The 18,144-nt window shown below is 64.9% G+C and carries 19 protein-coding genes and 1 pseudogene; 5 read left to right on the top strand and 15 right to left on the bottom strand.

What is annotated here, in order from left to right; translation table 11 throughout:
• Nucleotides 1-5 precede the first annotated feature (5 nt).
• From AB4Z44_RS09390 to AB4Z44_RS09425, 8 genes and pseudogenes are all read right to left on the bottom strand, one after another.
• Nucleotides 6-1,301, bottom strand: a complete 1,296-nt coding sequence (locus tag AB4Z44_RS09390; RefSeq protein WP_404713776.1) for an MFS transporter — start codon at nt 1,299-1,301, stop codon at nt 6-8.
• Nucleotides 1,298-1,549 carry a hypothetical protein gene (locus AB4Z44_RS09395; protein WP_404713777.1) on the bottom strand — a complete coding sequence of 84 codons (252 nt, stop codon included), beginning with the start codon at nt 1,547-1,549 and terminating at the stop codon, nt 1,298-1,300. Before AB4Z44_RS09395 ends, AB4Z44_RS09390 begins: the two co-directional genes overlap by 4 nt.
• Before the next feature lie 111 nt (nt 1,550-1,660).
• On the bottom strand, nt 1,661-2,449 hold the full coding sequence (locus tag AB4Z44_RS09400; RefSeq protein WP_404713778.1) for a GntR family transcriptional regulator: 789 nt from the start codon (nt 2,447-2,449) through the stop codon (nt 1,661-1,663).
• 102 nt (nt 2,450-2,551) lie between these two features.
• Complete coding sequence (locus tag AB4Z44_RS09405) at nt 2,552-3,334, bottom strand: hypothetical protein (protein ID WP_404713779.1); 783 nt, start codon at nt 3,332-3,334, stop codon at nt 2,552-2,554.
• Between the two features lie 44 nt (nt 3,335-3,378).
• Nucleotides 3,379-4,032 carry a flavin reductase family protein gene (locus AB4Z44_RS09410; protein WP_404713780.1) on the bottom strand — a complete coding sequence of 218 codons (654 nt, stop codon included), beginning with the start codon at nt 4,030-4,032 and terminating at the stop codon, nt 3,379-3,381.
• 1 nt (nt 4,033) lies between these two features.
• The gene (locus AB4Z44_RS09415) at nt 4,034-4,675 is read right to left on the bottom strand and encodes a fumarate hydratase C-terminal domain-containing protein (RefSeq protein WP_404713781.1); all 642 of its coding nucleotides are present in this window, start codon (nt 4,673-4,675) and stop codon (nt 4,034-4,036) included.
• A pseudogene (locus tag AB4Z44_RS09420) lies at nt 4,675-5,597 on the bottom strand (fumarate hydratase). The gene AB4Z44_RS09415 and the pseudogene AB4Z44_RS09420 overlap by 1 nt, the downstream one beginning before the upstream one ends.
• Nucleotides 5,566-6,393: an amidohydrolase family protein gene (locus tag AB4Z44_RS09425; RefSeq protein WP_404713782.1), complete on the bottom strand. Its 828-nt coding sequence runs from the start codon at nt 6,391-6,393 to the stop codon at nt 5,566-5,568. Before AB4Z44_RS09425 ends, AB4Z44_RS09420 begins: the two are co-directional and overlap by 32 nt.
• Before the next feature lie 185 nt (nt 6,394-6,578).
• Here AB4Z44_RS09425 and AB4Z44_RS09430 point away from each other — a divergent pair, with 185 nt between their 5' ends.
• From AB4Z44_RS09430 to AB4Z44_RS09445, 4 genes are all read left to right on the top strand, one after another.
• Nucleotides 6,579-7,511, top strand: coding sequence for a 2-hydroxyacid dehydrogenase (locus AB4Z44_RS09430; protein WP_404713783.1), 933 nt, complete (start codon nt 6,579-6,581; stop codon nt 7,509-7,511).
• A gap of 32 nt (nt 7,512-7,543) precedes the next feature.
• Nucleotides 7,544-8,248: a glutathione S-transferase family protein gene (locus AB4Z44_RS09435; RefSeq protein WP_404713784.1), complete on the top strand. Its 705-nt coding sequence runs from the start codon at nt 7,544-7,546 to the stop codon at nt 8,246-8,248.
• A 230-nt stretch (nt 8,249-8,478) separates the two neighbouring features.
• Entirely contained in the window at nt 8,479-9,342 is an 864-nt protein-coding gene (locus AB4Z44_RS09440) for a TauD/TfdA dioxygenase family protein (RefSeq protein WP_404713785.1), read from the top strand.
• Nucleotides 9,343-9,352: 10 nt separating this feature from the next.
• A complete protein-coding gene (locus AB4Z44_RS09445; RefSeq protein WP_404713786.1) occupies nt 9,353-9,742 on the top strand; it encodes a VOC family protein in 390 nt (129 codons plus the stop codon).
• 42 nt (nt 9,743-9,784) lie between these two features.
• Here the strand turns inward: AB4Z44_RS09445 and AB4Z44_RS09450 are convergent, their stop codons facing one another.
• The 7 genes from AB4Z44_RS09450 to AB4Z44_RS09480 form a co-directional block, all read right to left on the bottom strand.
• Nucleotides 9,785-9,946, bottom strand: a complete 162-nt coding sequence (locus AB4Z44_RS09450) for a hypothetical protein (RefSeq protein WP_404713787.1) — start codon at nt 9,944-9,946, stop codon at nt 9,785-9,787.
• Between the two features lie 135 nt (nt 9,947-10,081).
• Entirely contained in the window at nt 10,082-10,966 is an 885-nt protein-coding gene (locus AB4Z44_RS09455) for an SDR family oxidoreductase (protein ID WP_404713788.1), read from the bottom strand.
• Nucleotides 10,966-11,928 (bottom strand): NAD-dependent epimerase/dehydratase family protein, encoded by a 963-nt coding sequence (locus AB4Z44_RS09460; RefSeq protein WP_404713789.1) that lies wholly within the window; start codon nt 11,926-11,928, stop codon nt 10,966-10,968. The genes AB4Z44_RS09455 and AB4Z44_RS09460 overlap by 1 nt, the downstream gene beginning before the upstream one ends.
• Nucleotides 11,929-11,943: 15 nt before the next feature.
• Entirely contained in the window at nt 11,944-13,125 is a 1,182-nt protein-coding gene (locus AB4Z44_RS09465) for a cytochrome P450 (protein WP_404713790.1), read from the bottom strand.
• Between the two features lie 2 nt (nt 13,126-13,127).
• Entirely contained in the window at nt 13,128-14,813 is a 1,686-nt protein-coding gene (locus AB4Z44_RS09470) for an FAD-dependent oxidoreductase (RefSeq protein ID WP_404713791.1), read from the bottom strand.
• The gene (locus tag AB4Z44_RS09475) at nt 14,810-16,108 is read right to left on the bottom strand and encodes an MFS transporter (RefSeq protein ID WP_404713792.1); all 1,299 of its coding nucleotides are present in this window, start codon (nt 16,106-16,108) and stop codon (nt 14,810-14,812) included. The genes AB4Z44_RS09470 and AB4Z44_RS09475 overlap by 4 nt, the downstream gene beginning before the upstream one ends.
• A gap of 17 nt (nt 16,109-16,125) precedes the next feature.
• Nucleotides 16,126-17,088 carry a zinc-binding dehydrogenase gene (locus AB4Z44_RS09480; RefSeq protein WP_404713793.1) on the bottom strand — a complete coding sequence of 321 codons (963 nt, stop codon included), beginning with the start codon at nt 17,086-17,088 and terminating at the stop codon, nt 16,126-16,128.
• Nucleotides 17,089-17,267: 179 nt separating this feature from the next.
• Here AB4Z44_RS09480 and AB4Z44_RS09485 point away from each other — a divergent pair, with 179 nt between their 5' ends.
• Nucleotides 17,268-18,137, top strand: a complete 870-nt coding sequence (locus AB4Z44_RS09485; protein WP_404713794.1) for an SDR family NAD(P)-dependent oxidoreductase — start codon at nt 17,268-17,270, stop codon at nt 18,135-18,137.
• Nucleotides 18,138-18,144 lie beyond the last annotated feature (7 nt).

Below are 18,144 nucleotides of genomic sequence, written 5' to 3' on the forward strand. Positions count from 1 at the left end.
TCGTCTCACCCAGAGCGGGTGCGTTCGGTCTCGAACCGTGCGGCGATCACGATCAGCACGCCCCCCAATGCCGCCGCGGCGGATACGACGCCCATCGAATAGCGCAGGGCATGGGCGCCGTGGGCGACGAAGATCGTATCGTTCATCACGCCGATGATCGTCGGACCGATCAGATCGGCGATGAGGTTGCTGAGCAGCAGCGCGAAAGCCAGCCCGGTCGCACGCAAGCCGACGCCCGAAACGTCCATGCAGATCGCGATGGCCGAGGCCTGCGAGCCCATGATCATGATCCCGGTCAGGAGATAGGCCGGGATCCAGACCCAGGCGCTGTCGGCCATCAGATAGGTCAATTCCATCGGCGTGCCGAGCATCAGCATCACACCTGGGACCCAGAAGCGCCAGCGATGGTCGGCTCGGGCGAAGCGATCGGTCAGCCAGGCGCCGAGCAGCGAGCCGACCAGCACGGCGGGCCCGCGCGATATGCCGGAGAGCAGGCCGATCTCGGCGGGCGACAATTCCCGCACGCGCGCCAGGAAAGCCGCTGCCCAGGCGCTGTTGGCCTGAAGCGTGACACCCGACAAGGCGAAACCGCCCAGCACCAGCAGGAATGCGGGCGAACGACGCCACTTGGCCCATGCGTCGCGCAGGCTGACGGGGCCGACCGGCTTGCCATCGGCACCTTTCTCGCGGCCCGGCTCGGGCACCGTGAACAGCATTAGCGGCACGAACAGAATAGCGGGCAGCGCAAGAACGTAGAAGGATGCGCGCCACCCATAGATATCGGACACCACGCCGAGCCCGCTCATCATCCCCAGCACGACCAGCGCGCTACCAACCCGCATGCATGCCAGGGCCATGCGACGGTTGCCAGGCGTTACGAGGTCGTTGACCAGCGCACTGGCCGGGGCATTCCCCGACGCTTCCCCCACGCCGAGCAGCATGCGGCTGACGAGCAGCCCGCCGAAGCTCGTGACCATGCCGATCAGGCCCATGATCATGCTGTAGAAGCCGAAGCCGATGGCGATGATGTTGCGGCGGCTCGAGCGATCGGCCAGCCGCGCGAGCGGAATGCCCGCCAGCGCATTGAGCAGGAAGAAACCGATCCCCGTTGCGATGCTCATCTGGGTGTCGGAGGCGTGAAGCTCGAGCTTGATCGCTTCCAGATTGAGCGCGAGCAGCCCGCGATCGACCATGTTGAAGCCCGCGAGGACGCCAAGGATCGCCAGGGCCCATATCTGGCGACCCGTAAAGCGGGTACGCCCGGCGGATTGTACGGCGGACGGATGGGAGAGCGCCGTCATTCGCGCGGCCCTCCGCCGCCACGGCGCGATTTGACCTCACCGGGTTCAAGGACACCATCGTGATTCTTGTCGAGCTTGGCCATGGCCGCCGGATCCCTCCCGGCCGCGCGCCATTCGGCGACTGAGATGCGCCCATCATTGCTGGTATCGATCGCCGCCAACGCGCCGAATTTGGCTGATGGCGGCAACGGGTGCGTATTCGCCAGCCCGGCCACGCCGAGGGCCGCCGAGAGGATCGCGAGGCTCATCCCAACAATCTGCGGCCGATCCATTCTGATCCTCTCCGAACGCCCTTTGTTGCTAAAACCCATACATCTGGTTTTTAGGTCGGTAAAGGCCCGCCGACATCTCGCTTCGGCTCATTTCGACTTGATGTTCAGCCGCACCACGTCCCCACGGTAGATGTTGCGCGCCAGCAGCGCGATCACGCCGTCGGCATCCATCGCATAGCGTTCGATATACGCGACCGGCGCATTGAGCGGGATCCGCAGGGCATCGGACGCGACCATGTCGGCGACGCCGATCGTCATGATCTGCTCGACGTCCGTGATCGTCAGCCCGCTGACATCGTCCACGAGCTTGAGCGCAGTCTTGCTGGTGAAGGCCGAACGCGGGATGGCGTTGACCCAGCGTTCCGATACGAACACTTCCGCCAGCATATAGGGCTGCTCCTGGCGCCAGTGCCGCCGGCGCAGTTTACGATAAGACTGATCGGCGATCCCGAATTCGACCGTACCGCTGATGGCGACCTTGCGTTCCTCCGAAAGCAATTCGATCTGCGCACCCTCGCGCGCCTGCAGGAGGCCGAGGAAGTTCGTCTCCAGCTGGCACCAGACCTGATCGCGCGGCGTCGCCGTCACGAACGTGCCCTTGGCCCGATGACGGCGAATGAGGCCGTCGTCCGCCAGCATGCCGAGCGCCTGGCGCACGGTTTCACGCGCGACATTATAGGATTGGGCCAATTCGACGACGGTCGGAATCTGGCTGCCCACCTCCCACGCCCCCGTCTCGATATGGCGACGGAATACGGTGGCGAGCTGGTGATAGCGGGTGATCCCCCGGCTATCGATGTCCGCGGCCCCCCTCGCCGCGTCACCCGACGATGTAGGCGGCGCGCGTTCGATCGACCGGGGGATTGTCGGTTTCATTGCTTAGCTCCCATGTCGGCGGGACATTATCCGACTACCGAATATGCACAAACCGTGTTGCTCCAGAGACCGCATAGACATGTTTCGCCGGCCATTCCCTCTTCAGTCCGCCGCCGCGGGCGGAAGATATTCGGCCGCGTTGAACACCCAGTTGCGGGCAATGAAATCGTCACGCGGAGGCGCGAAGACATCGACCAGCACATGGCGCCCCTCGCCGACACCTTCGGTCGTGTGGATGATCTCCGGCGGAATGGCGATGACGCTGGCCGGGCCCGCCGCAAGGTGCGCATCGTCCTGCCAAAGATCGGCATCGCGGCCCCACGGCGTCCGCAGATGGTGAACGAAATTCCCGGCGATCGCCAGCGAGGCTTGTTCGAAATCGGTGTGCGCATGCGGGCTGAGCCCGGCTCGATCGCGCACGCCTTCATATTCGACCCAATTGATGCTCATCGTCTCGCTCTGGAGAAAGCGGAGCCGGCCATTGTCGGGCGGGATCGCGATCTCCGTGATCGGATGGATGCGAACCTCGTCATGACCGACGACCCGTCGGCGTGGCGCGCCGACCGCACGCACGCGATCGTCGCGCGGCGGCGCACCGGCATCGTCCAGATCGCTGCGATCGGTCGACAGGATATAGACGTCCCCGGAGCCCGCCAGTTCGATGCGGTACGAACCCCGCGGCACGATCACCACCGCGTGGCCTGGCAGATCCGCGTCGCGATCGCCCGTCAAAGCGGCGCCGATCACGGGGAGCAGCAGAATAGTTTCGGTCCGTGCGGCAAAGGCGAAGCGGTCGCCTGCCACGCCATGAAGGCGCTCGATGCTGAAGCGCTGCGTCTGCATCAGAGCCCGGCCAGGCGCATCGGCGGCTGGCGCAAGATCCATGAGGAGCGGTTGTCGGAGCGGAAGGGCCATGCGTGGAACGGCTTTCAGTAAGTAGCTTCGTTTGCGCGTGTGAATTTGCGGGTGAGCACGAAGCTGTCTTCGGTGACCGCATATTCTGCACCGCCGAGCCGCGACACCGGCCGCGCGGCAAGCGTATCGAAATGGCCATCGTCGTGGAGGAAACCGGGCGCGATGTGCATCCCGACGACCTGGCCGAAGGTCACGTTGGTCTGCGGCCCCAGATCGCCGCCGCCGAAAGCGACCATGTCGATGACCTTGCATTCGAGGCTGCACGGCGATGCTGCGACCCGCGGCGGTGCGACGAAACGGCAGGCCGCCTTCTCGATGCCGAAATGCGCGAACTCGTCGATGCCGTAGGCCACCGGCGAGGACGTATCGTTCATCGCCGCAACGAGTTCGGCACCGACGAGATTGAACACGAACTCGCCGTTGAGGCGAACGTTGGCCAGCGTGTCCTTGGCCAGCCGGTCCTCGGGCGTGTTGCACGAGAACATCAGGATCGGCGGCAGGTTCGAGACGATGTTGAAATAGGAAAAGGGCGCGAGGTTCGCGCATCCCGCGCCGTCGACCGTGCTGATCCAGCCGATCGGCCGCGGTGCGATGATCGCGTTGAAGACTCCCCGCTTGAAACCGCTGTCGTCGGATGGGTCGATGAAAACGGGATGCGCGTTGGCCATCTCAATCCTCCTGCCGCACAGCGGCTTCCGCGGCTTCGCGGCGGGACGCCAGCCGGGCCATGATGGCGGGAAGGCGCGATCGCGCCTCGTCTTCCAGCGCCTGATATCGGGACACGCCACGCGCATCGATACCGACCGTCAGCGGACCGAGATTCTCGATGCGCAGCCGTGCGAGCCGGAAATGGGGCGGAAAATCGGTCCATGCGACCGCCAGGACGTCCTTGATCGCCTCGGACAGGATCGGGCTCCCGCCACCGAGCAACGACACATAGGCGCAGCCGGTCTCCGCCATCGCCTGCGCCGCCGCCGGGCCGAGACCGCCCTTCCCGCCCACGATCTTCAGATCGAAGGCACGGATCAGCCGGGGCATGAAATCGTCGAAGCGACGACTGGTCGTGGGGTTCACGTAATGGATCAGATAGTGGCCATCCGCCTGCTGCTCGACCATGTGCGGCAAGTGGATGAACACACCGTCCATCGCGATCGGCAGGGGCTCGCCGCGATCGAGATATTCGATCATCCGCTTATGCGCGGGCAACCCGCCGGTGACCACGATCTCGCCGCTCAGATAAACGAGATCGCCGACCTGGAGCGCGGCGACCTCCTCTGCCGATGGCGGGCAATTCAGATGGACGACGGCCATCAGAACAACTGCTCGACGCGGCCATCGCTGTGGAGGCGCGCCTTGGCCCGGCGATTGATCCAGCAATTGAAGCAGACCGCGATCGGCGTGTAACCATGGCCGAAAGCATAATCGACATGCACCGCCAGCGCCGTGGTACTGCCGCCGACGCCCATCGGACCGAAGCCGGTCGCGTTGGCGGCCTCGGTCAGACGCTCCTCCATCGCCGCCAGAACCGGATGCGGGTTGACCGAACCGATCTCGCGATAGGTCGCGCGATTGGCGAGTTTGGCAGTGAGATCAAATTGCCGCCGATGCCGACGCCGACGACGACGGGCGGGCAATGCTGCGAGCCCGCCTGGAGGATCGCGTCCATCACGCAGGCTTCGATTTGCTCGAGCGATGGAGAGATCAATGTCGTCAGCGTCGCCCAGCGGCCCGATCCGAGCGCCTTGGGCACGCAAGTGATATCGATATAATCGGCGTTGCCGATCAGATCGACGCTGATCGACGGCATATCCTTGCCCGGCCCGCCGCGTTCGTTCGTCAGCGGATTGTTGACATGTTTCAGAAGGGGCGGACTGATCGTTTCGACCAGATGCGCGAAACCGCGGGTGATCGCGGCCTTCAGATCGCCCTGCCAGCGCGCCGCGCCGCCGATCTCGACCAGATAGGTGGGCACGCCGCTATCGGAGCAGACGAAACGATCGCTGGATTCCGCGAGACGGGCGCTGCGCACCATTAGGTCCAGCGTTGCCCGCGCGCTTTCAAGCTCCTCCCGCCGGCTCGCCGCTTCCAGCGCGCGCAGCGTGTCGGGCGGCACCCGGCGCAACGTCGCCGAATAAAGCGATTCCGACACCTGCTGAACCAGACCCTCGCCGATCATGCGATATAATCCATAATCATAGGTTTTATTGATCGACCGTTGAGTCGTCAAGCGCATCGCCGCCGCTGCCGAGCAGCATGCGGGGATTGTCACGCAGGCAGCGCACGAAGCCGTCGCTGCCCAACCACGAATGCAATTGTTCGATCAGTGTCGCGGGCTCGGGCACCTGCCCGACGCGCACGAAAGGCCAGTCCGATCCCCAGAGAATACGGGTCGGCGCCCGTTCGGCGAGCGCACGGACAACGGCTTCCATGTCGCCATAATCGCCCCCGCAACGCGAACGCCTAAACCAGGTCAGCTTGATCCATACGTGATCGCCTGCCACCGCATCGGCAATCCGGTCGAACGACCACGTCCCGGGGCGATCGTCCGGACCGAGACCCGCCAGATGATCGAGAACCAATGTGGCGCCGCGCGCGGCGGCTTCCTGCGCGGCCTTCGCACAGGTCGCGGCGTCGGCCCATAATTGCGCATGAAGGCGCGCGTCGGCCATACGCGCCCGAAGACTTGTCCAGGAATTGAGGCCTTGCGTCCCCGGATAGCTCCCTCCGCCGGGGCCGGTCATCGCCACGAAGCGCAGGCCGACGATGCCGCGATCGCGCAAATCCTGCAGCGCCTCGAGCGAAGCAGTCGGATCGCACGAGCCAATTCCTCTGAAACGTCCGCCGCTCCTCTCGATCGTATCCAGCATCGCCCGCTGATCGGCGCCGTATGGCGAAGGCTGGATCAGCAATGCATTCTCGAAGCCTAGCGCAGTGAGCGTTTCCGCGTGCCGCCGGCGATCGGCATCGGGCAAAGCATAAGCCGGCGCCGCAGCGACGGGAAAGCGATCGAACGGGCCGAATACATGCATGTGGCAATCCCAGGCCCCGGCGGGAATGGGAATGCGGGGAGCTCTGACCCGCGCGGGCTCGACCAACTCTGCCACCCTCTCGCTCCTCTTGCCGCCAGCCACGCGACGGTGCCCGCCAACCGGTGGGCCGGTCTATTGACCTAAGTATGTAGGTTATGCAAGCGGGCGGCGCGAGGAGCATAAGCATGGTGACGGAACGCGACGAGATTGTGGTGATCGGCGACGTACCGGCCGATATCCGCGCCGCTCTCTCCGCCGAGTTCACGCTTCAAGATCATCCCCTCGAAGGAACGGCAGCGCGCGGCGTGGCCGACCTACCGCGCGACTGCCGAGCGATCGCAACGCGCGCCGTCCTGGGAGTCCCGCCTGGCGTGATCGACGCGCTGCCCAACCTCGGGCTCGTCCTTTCGCTGGGCGCCGGGCTCGACCGGATCGATCAGCCGGCTCTCGCCGCGCGCGGCATCACCCTCGCTTACACCGCCGATCAATTTACCGAAGACGTCGCCGATTTCGCGCTGGGCCTGATCTACGCGGCGCAACGCCAGATCGTCGCGGCCGACCGCTTCGCCCGCCGCGGCGCATGGCCGGGCGCGCGCTTTGCGACGACGCGGCGTGTCAGCAACCGGCGGGTCGGAATCGTCGGGCTGGGCCGGATCGGCAATCGGATCGCCGGAAAATGCGCGGCGCTGGGCATGGACGTCGCTTATCATTCCCGTTCACCGCGACCGGACAGCGAATATACCTATCACGACGATCTCGCCGGTCTTGCGCAGGCGAGCGACATCCTCGTGCTCGCCTGCGCGGCATCGGCAGCGCCCCGTAAGCTCGTCACGGGCGAAATATTGTCCGCGCTCGGTCCCGAAGGCATACTCGTCAATATCGCGCGCGGATCGGTGGTCGACGAAGCAGCATTGCTCGACGCGCTGGAGCAGGGACGTTTGGGGGGAGCGGCGCTCGACGTTTTCGAGAGTGAACCCGATTTCGATCCGCGTTTCCGCGCACTCGATAACGTGGTGCTGACACCGCATGCAGCAAGCTTCACGTTCGAGGCGCGCCGTGCGGTCATCGACCATCTGTTGGCAGAAGCACGCCGCTTTTTCACAGCAGCGCGGGGCTGACGGCAAACAGCCGTGAACGCGAAGGAGTAGCCATGTCCGATCTCTCTGAACTCGAAGTGGCTCGCCGCTGGCCCCCGAGGCACGCCGACCGTATTCAGCTCTATTCGGTACCGACCCCGAACGGCGTAAAGGTGTCGATCATGCTCGAGGAAATCGGGCTGCCTTACGATGCCCATCTGGTCTCGTTTGCGGACGACGCGCAGAAGAGCGCAGAATTCCTGACGATCAGCCCCAACGGCAAGATTCCAGCGATCGTCGATCCGAACGGCCCCGGCGGTGCGTCGATCGCGCTCTTCGAATCGGGCGCCATCCTGCTGTATCTGGCGGAGAAGAGCGGCCAGCTCATGCCCACCGACCCCGTCGAGCGCTGGGAGGCGATGCAATGGCTGATGTTCCAGATGGGTGGCGTCGGCCCGATGATCGGCCAATTGGGTTTCTTCCACGTTTTCGCCGGCAAGACGTGGGAGGACAAGCGCCCGCGTGATCGCTACCTCGCCGAAGCCCGGCGTCTTCTCGGCGTCATGGACAAAAGGCTCGAGGGGCGCATGTGGTTTGTCGGCGAGGCCTTCTCGATCGTCGACATCTCGCTGCTTGGGTGGATCCGAAACCTCATCGGGCTTTACGCCGCCGGTGATCTCGTCGAGTTTGCGACCCATCACAACGTGGCAGACTGGCTGGAGCGTGGACTGGCCCGGCCGGCGGTGCAACGCGGGCTCAACATCCCACCTCGCCAATAGCCGCCGTCGCAAGCGGCGATCCGGCCATCACCTAAAAACCACCATTATAGACTATTGAACTCGGTGCGCCGCGAATCGGCTTGCACCAGGGACTCAAACGGGGCATTTACAGAGACCGAAAAATATTCCGGTCTAATTTCCAGCGAAAGACGGCCTGTCGGCGAGACGATGCAGGGCCTTCTTACGGTCCTTCGCTGCAAGGTCCGTGCAGGCAAAGCGAGGAAGAAGGCATGTCCACGAACGACATGACCGTGACGCGTATCAACGGATTGATCGGGGCGGAGATCGGCAACGTCGATATTGCGAGCGATCTGGACGATCGGGTCATCGCGCAGATCACCGACACGGTTGCCCGGCACGGCGTCGTCTTCTTTCGCGATCAGGACCTTTCGCCCGAGCGCCAGCTCGCGTTCAGCAATCGTTTTTCGCTGACCGGCGGGCCGAACGAAAACCCGATGTCTCTGTCCCAGATCACGATGATCGAGAAGGAGGAGCAGCAACTCAAGAATGTCGGCGGCGGCTGGCATGCCGACCAGACCTTCAACCCCGTTCCGTCCTGGGGATCGATCCTGGCGGCCAAAGTGCTGCCTTCGGCGGGCGGAGACACGGCCTTCGCAACGCTGGCCGCTGCCTATGACGATCTGTCCCCGGGCCTTCAGGCCCAGCTCGAGACGATGCGGGCAGTCCATGACAACACCCGGGTGATCACCGCGATGTCGCAGCTGCCGCAATATGCCAACGCGAACCCGAAGTTCGTGCGCGCCGCCCATCCCGCGGTCATCCGCCACCCGCTCACCGGCCGCAAGTCGCTCTTCGTCAATCGCGGCTATACCACCCATTTCGAGGGCTGGACGGTCGAGGAAAGTGCGCCCCTGCTGCAATATCTGTTCCAGCGTTGCGAGCGCCCCGAATATCAGGTTCGGCTGAAGTGGCGGCCCGGAACGGTCGCCTTCTGGGACAATTTGCAGGTGCTGCATTATGCGGTGAACGATTATCATGGCGAGCGCCGCCTCATGCAGCGCACATCGGTCGCGGGAATAGCGCTCGACGAAGCGGGTTGCACCGCCGCGGCCAACACCGCATTGGCCGCCTGAGGCTCCAACCATGCTCTTCAACCACGTCTTCGTCGGCACCAACGATCTGGAGCGAGCGCGCATCTTTTACGACGCGGCGATGGGCGCGCTCGGTATCGCAAACTCGGCTTCGCAGGATGCTCCGGTCCTGTCATACCGCGTCGGCGAGCAGGGCTTTGCCGTTCGCGCGCCCCGTAATGGCGAGCCGGCGACATGCGCCAACGGCGGCACGATCGGCTTTCGTGCCGCGAGCCCTGAGCAAGTCGATGCGTTCCACCGCGCCGGCGTGGCCAATGGCGGCACGGACGATGGCCCACCAGGCATTCGTCCGGCAAGCTATGGCCAGCCCTACATCGCCTATCTGCGCGATCCTGACGGCAACAAGATCTGCGCAACATGGAAGAGTTCCTGGGCCAGTTGAGCGCCCGGATGATCGCTGCGGAGCGGGTGTCACGCTCAACCATCACCGACCGCGCCTTCCTCGCTCCTCGTTCAGCATCGCCAGCAAGGCATGCACCATCGCGTCCTTGTCGCGCTCGATGCGCGCCATCAACCAATCGCGCTCAGCTTCCAGCAGCGGGCGCAAGTGACCGCCGACTTTGCCGCCAAGACCAGCGTCTGGCACCGTACCGTATCCACAAATCTTGCGATAAGGGTTGTCCAGACTGGCCTCCTCATCTGTGGCCAGCTTAATCGATACCCTGCCCCCTGGGAATCTCCCGATTCACCCAATTACGGAAAGACTTTAGGGTCCGCCTCCTCAATCCTTCGGCGGCATCGCAAACAGGCCGTTCACCATCTCGCGCCGCAGATTCTCGAACGTGGCGCGCCCCGGCGAAGGGGCCTCCTCCTCGAAAAACGACTCTTCGATCATGCGATTGCGGTCGCGTACCTCGTCGAGAAATTCATGATGGGTGAGGATGTGGAGGCGGTTCTCGCGGATCGACTGCACGACGCGCCGGCCGAGTTCGATCGGCTCCATCGCCTCGCGCATCGCGGCCCAGAAATTGCGCTGGAAATCACCCTCGGGGCCGTCGGGCGCGCCGCTGTCATCATCGGGGATGTCGACCAAGGCGGTGCGGACCGCGCCCGGATACAGGCAGGACACGCCGATGCCGTGCGGGGCGAGTTGCATCCGTAGTGCCTCGGTGAGGCCGCGCACCGCATATTTGGCGGTGGAGTAAGCATTCATATCGGGCAGCGGCACGACGCCAGCCATCGATGAGGTGTTGACGACATGGCCGCCCTCGCCATGCGCCTTGATCAGGGGCACGATGATCTTGGTCCCGTTGACGACCCCGCCTAGATCGATGTTGATCACCCGATCCCATTCGTCGAACTCGGGATCGTCGAGGTTGCTGCCGCCGGCGACGCCGGCATTGTTGCAGAGCACATGGATCTTGCCGAACGCGCGCACGGCCTCGTGCGCCGCTTCGCGGACCTGCGCGCGATCCGACATGTCGACCTTGATGAAACAGGCCCGGTTGGAGCCCTGCAGCGCCGCGCGCGCGGCGGCGAGGTGCGCGTCGTTATAATCGGCGATTGCGACCTTCATCCCCTCTTCGAGGAAAGCGGCGACGATCCCAAAACCGATCCCGCTTGCGCCGCCCGTGACGAACGCGACTTTGCCTGACAGATTCTGCATTACCTCACCTTTGCCTTATGATTGGGATCGAGCGCGCGATTTTCCGCGATCACATTGCGCACGAACGACGCGACATCGTCGTCGCCGCGAAAACCGAGCGCAAGGGCACCTGTCGCTTCGAGCGGGCGCTGGCCGAACATGCGGCGCGCATCTTCATTGGGATCGAAGCGGATTCCTGCGAGATTGTTCAGTCCGTAGACTGCACCTAGGCACGTCACCAATTCCAGCATCGGCACCGGCAGCGCGGGCAATGTCCAGTAGCGCCGCATCGGCAGACTATCGCGCGGCAAGCCGTGCGCATGGAGCAGGTTGAAGACGATCTGGCGGAGCGACATCAGCCAGCACATATCTTCGGGCGCCATCGGCAGGGTGAAGGCGCGGCCGTCGCGTGCGGCGTAGAAGACGTCACTGAAGAAGGCCGACAGCATCGTCGCCGATCCCTCCGGCCGCGCGATCACCCCCGGGAAGCGCAGCGCGAGGCCATCGACGAAGCCGGCGCGTGTATAATCGGTGAGCAACAGCTCGCCGACCAATTTGTGCGTGCCGTAGCTGTTGTTGGGCACCGGCAGCGTATCGTCCGCAACGATCGGCGGCAGCGGCGGACCGAACACGCCGACCGAGCTCGAATAGATGAAGCGCGGCGCATTGCCCGATCGGCGCGCGGCCTCGAGCATCGCCACCATCACGTCGAAATTGGTCGCCTTGCCCAGATCGAAGCTTTTCGAGCCGACCCCGGCCACCGTCGCGAGGTGGAAGATCGTGTCGTAGGGCGCATCGAACAGGCGTTCGACCGTCGCCACCGTCAGCGGGCCCTCGCGATAGTCGATTGCGGGATGATCGAGCTGTGCGCCGAAACCGATATCCGCCGCGACGATCGTGTCCCCCTCCGCCGCTCGCTCGACCAGCCGGCCGAGCAGGGCCGATCCGACGAAACCACCCGCACCCGTCACCAATATCCGCATCTTGTCCTCCGCCTGTCAGATCAGCGAGACGTGGAGATGTTCGGTCTCCGACACCGCATTGGCGTCGCGCGACGACCAGTCGCCCGCGATCTTCATGGTGGGGAAGCGCGCGAGGATCGCCCGGATCGTCTCGTGGATCTCCAGCCGCGCCAATGTCTGGCCGAGGCAATTGTAAGGTCCGCCGCCGAACATCAGCGCCTTCGATGGCCTACGCTGGATCTGGAACGCGTTGGGATCGTCGAACACCAGTTCGTCGCGATTGACCGAGCGGATCGAGACGAAGATCCAGCTCTCGGCGGGCAGGACGATGTCGTCATAAGCCGCTTCGTTCGGCACATAGCGGAAGATCGTGCCGAAGCGGGGCCGCAGCCGGATCGTCTCCTCAACCGCGGTCGGCAGCAAGGCGGGTTGCGCGACGAGCGCCTCCCAGCGCGCAGGCTCTTCGAGCAAGGTGCCGAAGGTCAGGCCGAGTTGGTGGACCGTATTGTCGATGCTCGCCTGGAGGATGCTGACCGCCTCGTAGATCAACTCTTCCTGCGTCAGCAGCCCTTCCATCTGCTGGCGGATCATGACCGAGGTGAAATCGTCGCCCAGATCGCTCCGCCGCGCCTCGATATGCTCTTCGACGAAGGCTAGGGATTCATAGAAAGCGTCGATCGTCTCCTGCACCCGCGCGCGATCGACCGTCAGCAGAGGCGAGAGCGTGCTGTCGGACAGGCGTGCCACGAGGGGCGCCTGCTCGACCGGCGCCGAGACGAGGTGACAATAGATGCGCGGCGGGATCTTCCACGCGATATCGCGCATGAAATCGACGTTCGCGGGATCGGGAATCTCGTCGAGCACCGTCTCGATGATCGCGCGGACATGCTTTTGCAGCTTGGCCATCTGCGCGGGCTTGAAGATCGTCGTCAGCGGGATGCGCAGGCGCGAGCGCGCCTCACCCTCGTTTGACACCAGCATCCGCTCCCAGCGTTCGCGCACATCGCCCGAGACGATCCCGATATCGTCGAGCCGGCGGCGGAAGGAGGCGCCTTTCTCGAAGGCAGGATGTTCGAGCACTTCGAGACCCTGCCGGTAGCGCAGCACCTCGAACCCGCGCGGGCTGCGCGCGACCCAATTGAGACCCCGCATCCGCTCCAATTCGTCCAACGAGACGATCGTCGGATCGAAATAGGGCAGTTCTGCCTCGGCGATCATGGTCACATCCTCCCGATATGGTCTGAAGCGGCGTGGCGCGCGGCGATGTAGCCGAAGGTCATGCCCGGCCCGAGCGTGCAGCCGCCGCCGATATAATCCCCGCCCGTGATCGAGGAGAGATCGTTGCCCGCCGCGTAGAGGCCGGGAATGGCGTGGCCATCGGTGTCGATCACGCGCGCATGTTCGTCGGTGCGCAGCCCTGCGAAGGTGGCGATCGCGCCGGCGACGATGCGGACCGCATAATAAGGGCCGGCGCCGAGCGGGCCGACGCACGGATTGGGTCGATGATCGGGATCGCCGCGGCCGAGATCATAGGCGTTGCCTCCCTTGTCGAATTCGGGATCGTCGCCAGTGGCGGCATGGCGATCATGGGCCTCGACCGTCCGTTCGAGCGCGGCACGATCGACCCCGATCGCGTCGGCCAGCGCACCGATGGTCGCAGCTCTCTTGAGATAACCCGATCGCAGGTGCCGACCGATCGGCAGCGGGAATGGCCGTACCGCGCCGAGGCCGTAGCGGCGCAGTGCGCGATGGTTGGCGATCAGCCACGCGACCGGATCGCCATCGAGCAACGCCTTGCCGAAATCATGATAGGATGACGCCTCGTCGGCGAAGCGTCGTCCGTCGCGCCGGACCGCGATGACGCCGGGGCCACCGCGCGTGCCGAACACCGGCACCATCTCCATCGAACCCTCGCGCGTGTCGATCCGTGAGAGCGGCGCCATGCCGATCGACAGCGCCATGCGATCCTCGACCGCGGCGCCGATCGCCTCGCCCATGCGCAGCCCGTCGCCGCTATTGCCGTAGGGCAACATCGCCCAAGCTTCGCTTTGCGCGGCGATGTGCGGGACCAATGCGGCTCGACGACCGGCGTCATGGGGGAATCCGCCGGTCGCCAGCAAGACGCCACGCGTGGCGGCGATCTCATTATCCTTCCCGTCGATCGTGGCGACCGCGCCGGTGACGGTGCCGTCGCGCAGGATCAGCCGCTGCGCCGGTGCGTCGGTCAGGATGCGCACCCCGCTGTCGATCGCCGCTGCCGCCAGGCCGCCGATCAGCGCATTGCCGCCGGCCAGCCGCATCGTCCGCCCGCGTGTGACGAGGTCGAAGCCAAGCCGCACCATCGATCGCGCGACATAAAGGAATGACCCGAGCCGCCGCCCGGCCGCCATGAAGTGGCCGCCATCGGGAATGCCGATCTGCATCGAGAGGAACATCGAGGCGGCAAGCGGACGGCGCAGACGTGTCCGGTCACGCCCGAGCATGCGCGCGTTCAGCGCCATTGCCGCGATCGATCGTCCGCCGGCCGAGCCGCCGGGATAATGCGGATGATAATCGGTCATGTCAGGCAGCAAGGTGAAGCGTACCGGCGTCGCCTGCTCGATGAAGGCCACCATCTCGGGACCATGATCGAGGAAGGCGGTGACCCGGGCCGGATCGTAGAGCGGCCCGGCATGGGTGCGAAAGTAAGTAAGCAAATCCTCGCACCGCTCGGTGATACCCGCCGCGACCGCCTGCGGGCTGCCGGGAATCCAGAGACCGCCACCCGATCGCGCGCTGGCACCGCCGAACACTGCCTCTTTTTCGAGGACGATGACGGTCAGCCCCGATCGCGCCGCCGTCACCGCGGCGGTCAATCCGGCCGCGCCCGATCCGATCACGAGCAGATCGCATGCGAGCGGACTCATGCGGGTTCGGCATCACGGGCAAACAGAGCGATGAGCGCGATCGCCACCAAGATCGGCAGCGCCAGAATGATACAGGTCGCGGGCTTCCCCGCCCCGCTCGCCAGCAGCACGCCGCCGAGATAGGGCCCGATCACCGCCCCGATCCGCCCGATCGCGAGCGTCAGCCCGGTCGCGGTGGCACGCACCTCAGCGGGCAGGCCGGTGAGCATGATCGAATAGAGGATGACGCTAGACGCATACATGCACAGCCCGATCAGGAACGCGCAGAGGAACAGCGAATAAGGCCCGGGCGGGACCAGCCCGTAAGCAGAGAGCATGACAGCGAACCCGACGAGCGCGACGACCACGCCCCGGCGCCGCCCCCACAAGCGCACCGGAATGCCCGCACACACTGCCCCGACGCCGCTGCCGAGGCTCAAGGCGGTCGAGACGTTGATCGCGGCGACGGTCGAGAGACCCAGTTCGCTCGCGATCTTCGTCGCCCAATTGCTGATGAAGTAGAAGGCAATGTGGAAGAAGCAGAAGACCGCGCCCATCACGCAGATCGCGCGCCGTACCCTTCCTGCCAACAGGCCCGAGCCGACGCCGGCCTTCGCAGGCGGCGCGACCGGCCGGTCGATCGGCGGAATGCCGAACCGCGCGAGTTCGCGGTTGATCGCGCCGAGCCGGTGCGATCGTTTGCGGAACAGGAATTCGAGCGATTCCGGCAGCGCCGCCAATGCCAGCGGCACCGCCAGCAGGCTGATGATCGCACCGAAGAAGAAGACCCCCCGCCACCCGAAATGCGCGCTGATCGGAATCGTCGCCAGGCTGCCGAGGAAGCCGCCGATCGGTCCACCGACGACGACGCAGCCGAGCGCGGTCTCGCGTGCCTTGGCCGGCGCATATTCGACCACTAGTGTCGAGATCGAACTCAGCATCGCCCCGAACCCGGCACCGGTGATGAAGCGGCCGAACGCGAGCGGGGCGAGCGACGAGGAGAAACCCCCGATCAGCATGCCCGCCGCCAGGATCAGGATCGACAGGATGATGTTGAAGCGCCGCCCATAGATGTCGGCGAGCGGCGACAGCAGCAAAGTCCCGAAAAAGGCCCCACCAAGCCCCCAACTGAACAGGCTGCCGAGCGCGACCGGGCCCAGCGCAAGCTCCTTCGAGATGTCAGGCGCGACCAACGCCATCGTTAGCAGATCGAAGCCGTCGATCGCCGCGATCAGGATGCACAGTGCGAGCGCGCCGATATGCGTCGCGGTAATCGAACGGTCGCGTAATCGCGTTTTGGCGTCGTCGAGGGTCATGGCGCTATCCCGGGCGATCAATTGATCAGGAATACCGCTTTGCCCGCCGCCTGGGCATCGACCCTGGCATAGGCTTCCTCGGCCTGATCCAGTGTCCAGTAGTCGGTGAAGATCGCGTCGAGATCGATCCCGCGATCAGCGGCGAACCGTGCGCAATCGAGCTGGCCGACGAGCGAGAAGGTCCATGAGCCGAACATCGACACCTGCCGCAGCATCAGATCGCGGCCGACATCAATCGTGACGTCGCCGCCCGCGCCGACCATCGCCACCGTTCCCCACAATTTGACCGCGCGGATCGCCTGGATGCGCGCCTGCGGCGATCCCGCCGCCTCGAGCGCGCAGGTGGTGCCGCGGCCGCCGGTATATTGGCGGATCATCTCGATCGGATCGTCGCGCATCGGATTGACGATTTCGGCCGCGCCCAGTTCGCGCGCCTTGGCAAGGCGCGCATCGTTGACGTCGACCGCGATCACCTTGGCGCCCATCGCGGTCGCCAACTGGGTCGCGGCGAGCCCGACCGGGCCTTGCCCGAAGATCGCGATCGACTGATCGCCCGACAGGTTCAGCCGCTTGAGCGCGCCGAACGCGGTGCCGGTACCGCACGACACCGCCGCCCCGCCCGCAAAACTCAACTCATCGGGCAGATGGACCAAAGTCGCCGCCGGCACCTTGAGGTAAGGCGCGTGGCCGCCATGCTGGCTGACCCCGTAAACGTCAGCGCGCTTGGTCTCGCACATTTGGGTCCAGCCGGTGCGGCACTGATCGCAGGTGGTGCAGCCCCAATAATGGTGCACCATCACGCGCGACCCGACCGGGAAGCTGCCGTTGCGCACGCCCTTGCCGAGTTCGCGGACGATCCCGGCGGGCTCATGCCCGGCGATGATCGGCGCGCTCGAACTCAGCCCGGTCCCCATCGCCGCCGCATCGCCGCTGCCGCGATAGACATGCAGATCGCTGCCGCAAATCCCTGACGCCTTCATTTCGATTATTACTTCATGATCATCTGGTGTCGGATCGACGACATCGATCATCCTGATTTTTCTATTACCTGCAAAACCAAAACCGATCATGTATATTTCCCAAATACTTTCAAATTTGTGTTTGATTATCGGAATATTTTATTTATCTAAACTTCACAATTCGAACGAGAGGCTGAACCATGAAGGATTTTAGCGGCAAAGGGGTGGTCATCACCGGCGGTGCCAGCGGCATCGGGCTGGGCCTGGCGCAGGCTTTCGCCGCCCGCGGCGCGCGCGTGGTGGTAGCCGATATCGACGGAGATGCCGCGGGTGTCGCCGCCGCCGCTATCGTTCGCGACGGCGGGCAGGCAATCGGCGCTGCGTGCGACGTATCCGATCGGGCTTCGGTGGAGGCGCTGGCGCAGACCACCGTCGCGGCGTTCGGCCGGGCGCATGTCATCTGCAACAATGCCGGCGTTGCGGTGAGCGGCGCGCTCGGCACGATCCGCCCGAAGGATTGGGACTGGATTTTCGACGTCAACCTCAAGGGCGTGATCCACGGCGTCGAGACCTTCCTGCCGCTGATCCGTGCGCATGGCGAAGGCGGCCATGTCCTCAACACCGCGTCGGTCGGCGGCTTCGTCGCCGGGCCGTTCGCCGAGCCCTATGCCGCCACCAAATATGCGATCGTGGCGATGAGCGAGGGCTGGGCGGCGCAGTTGCGCGGCGGGGATATCGGCCTTTCGATCCTGTGCCCGCACTTCGTGAAGACACAGATCGACCAGAGCGAGCGCGTCCGCCCGGGTCGCTTCGACGCCGGCGGCGCGCGCGAGGAGAATGAGCGGTCGAAGATCGCCAGTAAGGCGATGCAGGCTGGTCTGCCCCCCGAGATCGTCGCCGCACGCGCGATCGAGGGGATCGAGCAGGACGAACTCTATATCTTCACCCATCCGACCGCCCGCGCTGTGGTCGAAGCGCGCTTCGCCCGCATCCTGGCAGCGTTCGATGCGACCGACCGCAGCCAGGCGCTGAGCAGTATCTCCGAATGGCCGCCCTTCTGGCCCGGCTGAGGGGACC

It is taken from the genome of Sphingomonas sp. MMS24-J13 (genome assembly GCF_044905095.1).
GTDB lineage: Bacteria > Pseudomonadota > Alphaproteobacteria > Sphingomonadales > Sphingomonadaceae > Sphingomonas_I.

Coding starts and splice junctions, on each gene's coding strand:
- AB4Z44_RS09390 (WP_404713776.1), bottom strand. CDS start 1,301: ATGACGGCGCTCTCCCATCCGTCCGCCGTACAATCCGCCGGGCGTACC.
- AB4Z44_RS09395 (WP_404713777.1), bottom strand. CDS start 1,549: ATGAGCCTCGCGATCCTCTCGGCGGCCCTCGGCGTGGCCGGGCTGGCG.
- AB4Z44_RS09400 (WP_404713778.1), bottom strand. CDS start 2,449: ATGAAACCGACAATCCCCCGGTCGATCGAACGCGCGCCGCCTACATCG.
- AB4Z44_RS09405 (WP_404713779.1), bottom strand. CDS start 3,334: ATGGATCTTGCGCCAGCCGCCGATGCGCCTGGCCGGGCTCTGATGCAG.
- AB4Z44_RS09410 (WP_404713780.1), bottom strand. CDS start 4,032: ATGGCCAACGCGCATCCCGTTTTCATCGACCCATCCGACGACAGCGGT.
- AB4Z44_RS09415 (WP_404713781.1), bottom strand. CDS start 4,675: ATGGCCGTCGTCCATCTGAATTGCCCGCCATCGGCAGAGGAGGTCGCC.
- AB4Z44_RS09425 (WP_404713782.1), bottom strand. CDS start 6,393: ATGCATGTATTCGGCCCGTTCGATCGCTTTCCCGTCGCTGCGGCGCCG.
- AB4Z44_RS09430 (WP_404713783.1), top strand. CDS start 6,579: ATGGTGACGGAACGCGACGAGATTGTGGTGATCGGCGACGTACCGGCC.
- AB4Z44_RS09435 (WP_404713784.1), top strand. CDS start 7,544: ATGTCCGATCTCTCTGAACTCGAAGTGGCTCGCCGCTGGCCCCCGAGG.
- AB4Z44_RS09440 (WP_404713785.1), top strand. CDS start 8,479: ATGTCCACGAACGACATGACCGTGACGCGTATCAACGGATTGATCGGG.
- AB4Z44_RS09445 (WP_404713786.1), top strand. CDS start 9,353: ATGCTCTTCAACCACGTCTTCGTCGGCACCAACGATCTGGAGCGAGCG.
- AB4Z44_RS09455 (WP_404713788.1), bottom strand. CDS start 10,966: ATGCAGAATCTGTCAGGCAAAGTCGCGTTCGTCACGGGCGGCGCAAGC.
- AB4Z44_RS09460 (WP_404713789.1), bottom strand. CDS start 11,928: ATGCGGATATTGGTGACGGGTGCGGGTGGTTTCGTCGGATCGGCCCTG.
- AB4Z44_RS09465 (WP_404713790.1), bottom strand. CDS start 13,125: ATGATCGCCGAGGCAGAACTGCCCTATTTCGATCCGACGATCGTCTCG.
- AB4Z44_RS09470 (WP_404713791.1), bottom strand. CDS start 14,813: ATGAGTCCGCTCGCATGCGATCTGCTCGTGATCGGATCGGGCGCGGCC.
- AB4Z44_RS09475 (WP_404713792.1), bottom strand. CDS start 16,108: ATGACCCTCGACGACGCCAAAACGCGATTACGCGACCGTTCGATTACC.
- AB4Z44_RS09480 (WP_404713793.1), bottom strand. CDS start 17,088: ATGAAGGCGTCAGGGATTTGCGGCAGCGATCTGCATGTCTATCGCGGC.
- AB4Z44_RS09485 (WP_404713794.1), top strand. CDS start 17,268: ATGAAGGATTTTAGCGGCAAAGGGGTGGTCATCACCGGCGGTGCCAGC.